Genomic DNA, 8,369 nt, shown 5'->3' on the forward strand with positions numbered 1-8,369 from the left:
ACCCGGGGGCGATCGCCGACGTCCTGCCGCTCAGCCCCCTCCAGGAGGGTTTGCTGTTCCACCACGCCCTCGACGGGGGCGAGGCCGACGTGTACGGCATCCAGGTGCGCGTGGAACTCCTCGGCCGGATCGATACGGAACGCCTGCGCCGGGCCGCGTCCGCTCTGCTCGACCGTCACCCCAACCTGCGCGCGGGGTTCCTCCACGAGGAGCTCGACCAGCCGGTCCAGTTCGTACCCGCCGACACCGACCTCGACTGGACCCACACCGACCTCACGAAGCCGGTGGCGGGCGCCGGGACCGGTTTCCCGAACGCGGAGCCTGTGACGGACGGCGGGATGGGTTTCCCGAACGCGGGGTCCGTGAGGGACGGCGGGATCGGCCTCCCGGACTCGGGGTCCGTGGGGGACGCCGGGATCGGTTTCCCGAACGCGGAGTCCGGGGCGGGCGCCGGGGCTGGTTCCCCGAAGGCAGAGCCTGTGGCGGGCGCCGGGGCCGAGTCCCCGAACGCGGGGTCCGTGGCGGACACGGACCCCGTACCCCCGGATGCCGAGGACCGCGTGGCGGAGCGCGAGTTCGCCAGGGGGTTCGACCTCTCGGCGCCGCCACTCATCCGCTTCCACGCCCTGACCACCGGACCCGACCGCACCGTCCTCGTGGTCACCGCCCACCATGTGCTGCTCGACGGCTGGTCGCTGCCGATCCTCGCCCGCGACCTCCTGCGCCTGTACGAGGCGGACGGTGACGGCGGCGCCCTGCCCGCAGCCCCGCGCTACCGGAACCACCTGGCCTGGCTCAACGGCCGCGACCACGACGCCGCTCGCAAGGCATGGGCCGCCGCCCTGGAGGGGCTCCCGGAACCCACTCTGCTCGCGCCCGGCCGGGTTCTCGGCGCGCAGGAGCCCGGGACCGGGGACGACCCCTCCGCGCGCACCGGTTCGCCCGAGCCCGCGGCGGCCAGCGTCGAGTCCCGGCTCGGGACCGCCGACAGCCAGCGGCTTCGCGCCCTCGCCGCCGACACCGGGGTGACCGTCAACACCGTCCTCCAGGTGACATGGGCGCTGACCCTCGCCGCGCACACCGGTCGCGAGGACGTCGTCTTCGGCCAGCCCGTGTCCGGGCGCCCGCCCGAACTTCCCGGCGCCCATGACACCGTCGGCCTGTTCACCAACACGCTTCCGGTCCGGGTTCGCCTCGACCCCGCCGAACCCCTCGCCGACCTGCTCTCTCGGACCCGGGTGGACCAGGCCGACCTGCTCGACCACCAGTGGACCGGACTGGCCGAGGTCCAGCGCGCCGCCGGACACGGCACCCTCTTCGACACGCTCCTGGTCGTCGAGAACTATCCCCTCGACGAGGCCGCCGCCCGCGCCGACCACGCGGGGATCAGGGCCGGTGACATCAGGGTCCGCGACGCCACCCACTACCCGGCCACGCTCACGGTCCTGCCCGACGACGGCCCCGACCTCGACACCGTCCTTCGCCTCGACCACCTGCCCGGCGCGGTCCACGGGGCCGCCGCCCGTCAGCTGCTCGACCTGTTCACCCATCTGCTGGGCCAGGTCTGCGCCGACCCCCGGCGCACCCCGCGCGAGCTGGACCTGCTCACCCCGGCCCAGCGCACGGAACTGGCCAGCCACAACGGCACCGCGCACCCCACCACCCACAGCACGCTCAACGCGCTGCTCGCGGCGGCCGAGCGGGAGCACCAGGACCGGCCCGCCGTCGTCACCGAGGACCGTGAACTCACCTACCAGCGGTTGCACGAGGACGCCGCCCGGCTGGCCGGGCTGCTCCGCGAACACGGCGTCGGTCCGGAGTCGGTGGTCGCCGTCGCCCTGCCGCGCGGTGCCGACCTGGTCACCGCCTTCGTGGCGGTCGTACGCGCCGGGGGCGTTCTGCTCCCGCTGGACCTGGACCACCCGTCCGCGCGCCTGGCCGACATGGCCGAACGCGCCGGGGCGGTCGCCGTGGTCACGACCTCGGGGCAGCGGGCGAACCTCGCGGATCTGCCCGTCGACACCGCGCGGATCGAACTCGACGCTCCGGACACCCGGGACCGGCTCGCCGCGCTCCCGCCCCTGCCGTGGGCCCAACCGCATCCCGACCAGCTCGCCTACACGCTGTTCACCTCCGGCTCCACCGGGCGCCCCAAGGGGGTCGGGGTCTCCCACCGGGCCATCACCAACCGCATCGAGTGGACCCAGGCCGCCTACGCGCTGACCCCCGAGGACCGGGTCGCGCAGAAGACCCCCGTCGGCTTCGACGTCTCCGTGTGGGAGTTCCTCTGGCCGCTGGCCGTGGGCGCGGCCGTGGTCCCTGCGCGCCCGGACGGCCACCGCGACCCCGCCTACCTGGTCGGGTTCCTGGCGAGTCAGCGCGTGACCGTGTGCCACTTCGTCCCGGCGATGCTCCGCCTGTTCCTCGACGAACTCCCCGCGAGCGCCGGACCGGACCGTGCTTCGGTGACAGGGCCGGACCCCGCGAGTGCCGGACCCGGCCCCGCGCCGATCCCCGGGTCGGCTATGGGGCCGCTCTCCGCCTCGGCGACCACGTCGGACCCCGCGTCGGAATCAGCGTCGGTCTCCGCCTCGGCGGGCACATGGTCCTCCGGGTCGGTCTCCCCGTCGTCCTCCACGTCGGACCCCGCGTCGGAATCAGCGTCGGACCCAGCGTCGGAATCAGCGTCGGACCCAGCGTCGGTCTCCGCCTCGGCGACCACGTCGTCCTCCACCTCGTCCTCCGCGCTCCGACTGGTCATCGCCAGCGGTGAGGCCCTCGGCGGCGACCTCGCGCACGCCTTCGCCACCGCCCTGCCCGCCACCCGTCTGGAGAACCTCTACGGCCCCACCGAGGCGGCCGTCGACGTCACTTCGCACCCCGCCGCAGTCCCGGGGGCGGACTCCGCAGCCGAGCACCTCCCCGGCGGTCCGGTCCCCATCGGGCACCCCGTCTGGAACACCACCGCGCACGTGCTCGACCACGCCCTGCGCCCCGTCCCGCCCGAAGCGGTCGGGGAGCTCTACCTCGGCGGGGTCCAGCTCGCACGCGGTTACGTGGGCCGTCCCGACCTCACCGCGTCCCGATTCGTCGCCGACCCCAGCGGTCCGGCAGGGGCCCGGCTCTACCGCACCGGCGACCTCGTCCTCCGACGCGCGGACGGGGCCCTCGTCTACCTCGGACGCTCCGACGACCAGGTCAAGATCAACGGCGTCCGCGTCGAACCGGGCGAGGCCGAGTCGGTCCTGCGCGCCCTGGACGGTGTCGCCGACGCCGCCGTCACCGTCCGCACCGCCCGGGGCTCCGGTGCCACCGCCCTCGCCGGGTACGTCGTACCCGTGCCCGGACACACGCCGGACCCGGACCAGTTGCGCGCCCAGCTGGCCACCGCGCTGCCCCCGGCCCTGGTCCCCGCCACCGTCACGGTCCTGGACCGGCTGCCGTTGAGCGTCAACGGCAAGCTCGACCGGGGCGCCCTGCCCGAGCCCGTGCCCGCCGCCGCCTCGGGGCGGCCCCCGGCCACCGAGGCCGAACTCGTCCTGGCCTCCGCCGTCGCCGACCTCCTGGGCGTGGCCGGAGGTCCGGTCCCCGCCGACGCCGACTTCTTCGTCCTGGGCGGGGACAGCGTCACCTCCATCCGCCTGGTCGGCCGAGCCCGCGCCGCCGGACTGGAACTCACCGTGCGGGACGTGTTCACGCACCGAACCCCCGAGCGCCTCGCCGCGCACGCCGCGCGGAGCGCGGACCAGGAGCGGTCCGGGCCCGGCTCACCGGACCCGGCGGACCCCGGACCAGAACCCGCCCCGGCCCGGGGAGAGGAGTTCGCCGACCTCCTCGACGCGGGCGACATGGACCAGCTCCAACAGCTCTGGGACTCACGGGACTGAGCCGCCTGCGGACCCTCTCCGAAGACCTCCGGACCCTCCCCGGACCTCCGGCCACCGGACCACCTCCGGCGCATCCGGTGAAGGTCCGGGCGCACCCGCCCCAACGCCACCCACACCTGCCACACCAGCACCAACCAGAAGAGGACACCCATGAACGCCAGCGCCACGGGCCCGGGCGACATCCAGGACGTGCTCCCCCTCGCGACCCTCCAGGAGGGTCTGCTGTTCCACTCCGTCAAGGACGAGCAGCACCTGGACGTCTACACCGTCCAGAACGTCTTCGAGTTCACCCGCCGGGTCGACGCCACCGCCCTGCGCGACGCGGCGGGTACCCTCCTGCGGCGCCACCCCGCCCTGCGCGCCGGATTCATGCACGAGGGCGTCGAACGCCCCGTCCAGTTCATCCCGCGCGAGGTCCCCGTCGCCTGGCACGAGACCGACCTGTCCGACCTGCCCGCGGTGGAGGCCCGCCGCCGGTTCGAGCACATCCGCGTCGGCCAGCGCGAGCGACGCTTCGACCTCTCCCGGCCGCCGCTCATCCGGCACGTCCTGGTCCATCTGCCCGACGACCGCGACGTCCTCGTCCTCACCTTCCACCACATCGTCATGGACGGCTGGTCCGGCGAGCTCTACAACGCCGAGCTGATGGACCTGTACCTGCGTGGAGGGGACGACACCGGACTGCCCGCGCCCCGGCCCTACCGCGACTACCTGGTGTGGCTGGCGCGCCAGGACCACCAGCGCTCCGTCGACGCCTGGCGCTCCGCTCTGGAGGGCGTCGAGGAGGGCACGCTCGTCTCGGCCGCCGACGCCGGGGACACCACGATCATGCCCCGCACCGTCGACGGGGTCGTCGCCCCCGACCTGGTCGGCCGCCTCACCGCGCTGGCACGCGACACCGGGGTCACCCCCAACACGCTCTTCCTCGCGGCCTGGGGCCTGGCCCTGCGCTCCCACACCGGTGGTGACGACATCGTCTTCGGCAGCACCGTCGCCGGGCGCCCGCCCGAGATCGAGGGGGTCGACTCGATCGTCGGCGTCTTCTTCAACACCGTGCCGGTCCGTGTGCGGGTCCGTCCCGCCGAGACCGTCCGTGACCTCCTCGTCCGACTCCAGGGAGAGCAGGCCGACCTGCTCCCGCACCACCACGTGAGCCTCGCCGACATCCAGGGGGCGGTCGGCGGGCAGCGGCTCTTCGACTCGCTCTACGTGCAGCGCAACATCCCGCGCGACGACGAGCGCTACCAGAGCGTGCGCGAGCGGACCGGCCTGGAGTCGGTCACTGGCAACGACGCCACCCACTACCCGCTGACCTTCGTCGCCCAGCCCGGCGACGAACTGCGGCTCAGCCTCGCCTACCGGACCGACGTCGTCACTGCCGAGACCGCGCAGGACCTGTACGACCGGGTCGTGCGGCTGCTCGAGCAGATCGCCGCGCAGCCCGGCGCCCCGGTCGCCGACCTCAACGCGCTTTCCGCGCAGACCGCCAGCACCGCCCTCGGGCTGGGGGAGGGGGTGCGCCGCGAGCTTCCCGACACCACCCTCGCCGGGATCTTCGAGGAGTCCGCGCGTCGGGCCCCCGAGCGCACCGCCCTGGTCACCCGGGACGAGAGCCTCACCTTCGCCGAACTCGACGAACGCGCCGAACGCCTGGCCCGCCTGCTCGCGGAGCTCGGTGTGGGCCCGGAGGCCAGGGTCGCCATCGCGCTGCACCGCTCTGCCGACTGGGTGGTGACCTTGTTCGCGGTGCTCAAGCTCGGCGCCGCCTACGTGCCGTTGGATCTGGAGCACCCGGCGGCCCGGCTCGGCCATATGCTCGCCGACTCCGGCCCCTTGGTCACCGTCACCACCGCCGACGCCTCGAAGAACCTGCCCGGGGAGCGGGGTTCCAAGGCGGGCGGCGGGGACGACTCCGGTGGCCGCCGTCTCCTCCTGGACGATCCGGGTGTCCGGGCGGACCTCGCCCGGGTCGACCTCTCCCGGCCCCGGACCCCCGCCGCCCACCGGCCCGACCACCTCGCCTACGTCATCTTCACCTCGGGCTCCACCGGGCGCCCCAAGGGCGTGGAGATCCCGTACCACGGCCTGGTGAACATGCTGGTCAACCACCGCACGGAGATCTTCGACCCGGTGGTCGAGGCCCAGGGCGGACGGGTCATGCGGGTCGCCCACACCGTGTCGTTCTCCTTCGACATGTCCTGGGAGGAGCTCCTGTGGCTGATCGACGGCCACGAGGTGCACCTCATGGACGAGGAGCTGCGCCGTGACTCCGCCGCCCTGGTGGCCTACTGCGCGGACCAGGACATCGACGTCGTCAACGTGACCCCGTCCTACTGCGGGCAGCTCATCGAGGACGGCCTCCTCGGCCGGCCCGCGGACACTGACGGGGGTGGCTCGGGGGGCTCTCCCACGGACGCACCGACGGACGCGGCCAGGCACGACGGCGCCCACCGTCCGCCGCTGGTCCTGCTCGGCGGCGAGGCGGTCAGCGCCACCGTCTGGGACACCCTCCGCGAGGCCGACAACGTGCTCGGCTACAACCTGTACGGGCCCACCGAGTACACGATCAACACCCTCGGCGGCGGCACCGACGACAGCCGCACCCCCACGGTGGGGCGCCCCATCGCCAACACCGACGTCCACGTCCTCGACTCCGCCCTGCGCCCCGTCGCCCCCGGAGTCCCCGGCGAGCTGTACGTGACCGGGATCGGCCTGGCCCGGGGCTACGCCAACCGCTCCGACCTCACAGCCGAGCGGTTCGTCGCCGACCCGTACGGCCCGCCCGGATCACGCATGTACCGGACCGGCGACCTGGTCCGCTGGGACACCGAGGGGCTCATCGACTACCTCGGCCGGGCCGACGACCAGGTAAAGATCCGTGGTGTGCGCATCGAACCCGGTGAGGTGGTGGCCGCTCTGGAGGAGCACCCGGCCGTCGCGCAGGCGGCGGTGGTCGTCCGCGAGGACACCCCCGGCCTCAAGAGGCTGGCGGCCTACCTCGTCCCCGCCTCGGGCGCCGAGGTCGACACCGACGCGCTGCGCCGGGATCTCCAGGGCACCCTGCCCGACGCCATGGTGCCCTCGGCCCTGGTCACCCTGGACCGGCTCCCGCTCACCATCAACGGCAAGCTCGACCCGGCGGCCCTACCCGCCCCCGCGCACACGGGCGGCACCGGCCGCCCGCCGCGCGACGACGTCGACCGCGACCTGTGCGCCGACTTCGCCGCCGTCCTCGGCCTGAACGACGCTGCGGACGCCTCCGAGCCCGCCGCCCTCACCATCGACGACGACTTCTTCGACCTGGGCGGGCACTCGCTCCTGGCCATGCGACTGGTCGGCCGCGTCCGCAAGCGCACGGGGCAGCGGCTGCGCGCGGGCGACCTCATCGCCGCGCCCACCGTCGCCCGCCTGCGGGAGTACCTGGAGTCCCCGCGCCGCGAGGACCTCCTCGCCCCGGTGCTGCGCCTGCGGGAGGGCGGACGCAGGAGCCCGCTGTTCTGCTTCCACCCGGCGAGCGGGTTCAGCTGGTCCTACGCGGGGCTGGCCCCGCACCTGGACAAGGAGCGGCCCATCGTCGGCATCCAGTTCCCGGGCCTGCGCGAGGACGACCTGCCGCCCACCATGGACGAACTCGTGGAGCGCTACGCCCGCCTCGTCCGCACCGTCCAGCCCAACGGTCCCTACCACCTGGTCGGCTGGTCCTTCGGCGGACAGATCGCGCACGGCCTCGCCACCCTCCTCCAGGCCGAGGGGGAGAAGGTCGCCTTCCTCGGGCTGCTGGACACCTATCCCACCGACTCCGAACCCGTCCTTCGGGCGGGCGGGGCCATGCCCGAGGCCGAGGCCGAGCAGGAGGCGCTGGAGTTCCTGCTCTCCAGCTCCCAGCGCGACCTCCCCTCCTGGCTGAGAGCGCCCTACCGGCGGGAGGAGGTCGTGGAGTTCATGCGTGACAGCGACGGCGTCTGGGCCGACTTCGACTCCGACACCATCGAGCGCGTGGTCCGGGCCCGCATGTACACCAACGAGGTCATGTACCGAACCGGGTACCGCGTCTACGACGGTGACCTGCACTTCTTCTCCGCCACCGCCCAGCGTGAGCCCGACTCCGGCATCACCGCCGAGCTGTGGAAGGAGCACGTGCGCGGCGAGGTGCACGACACCCCCGTCGACCACCACCACGACGACCTCACCGGACCTGCCGCGCTCTCCGTCATCGGCCCGGTCCTCGACCGGGCCCTGAGGGGCGGGCGACCGTGACGCGGGCCGCCCGGCGAGGCGGGAGGGGAGCCTCATCCGAGAACGGGGAAGCCTCACCCGAGAGCGCCCACCGAGAGCGGGAGGGGAGCCTCACCCGAGAAAAAGCCGCCCCCGGGTTCCCAAGCCTGGTAAGGCAAGGCTAGCCTTACTCTGGGTTCGAGTCCTCCCGCCGACGGGCACGCGAGGGTTCGCACCGCGCGAAGCCTCGCACCCCAGCCCCGAACC

At 73.8% G+C, this 8,369-nt stretch carries 2 protein-coding genes; both read left to right on the forward strand.

What is annotated here, in order from left to right; translation table 11 throughout:
- On the forward strand, positions 1-3,887 hold a 3,887-nt coding region (locus tag ADX84_RS26870), incomplete at its 5' end, for an AMP-binding protein (protein ID WP_082206763.1).
- Positions 3,888-4,037: 150 nt separating this feature from the next.
- Entirely contained in the window at positions 4,038-8,144 is a 4,107-nt protein-coding gene (locus ADX84_RS24485; protein ID WP_049579718.1) for an amino acid adenylation domain-containing protein, read from the forward strand.
- Positions 8,145-8,369: the final 225 nt, after the last annotated feature.

It is taken from the genome of Nocardiopsis sp. SBT366, assembly GCF_001083815.1.
Taxonomy (GTDB): domain Bacteria; phylum Actinomycetota; class Actinomycetes; order Streptosporangiales; family Streptosporangiaceae; genus Nocardiopsis; species Nocardiopsis prasina.

What these genes read in the sequence shown, in the direction of transcription:
- ADX84_RS24485 (WP_049579718.1), top strand. Translation starts at nt 4,038, where the DNA reads ATGAACGCCAGCGCCACGGGCCCGGGCGACATCCAGGACGTGCTCCCC.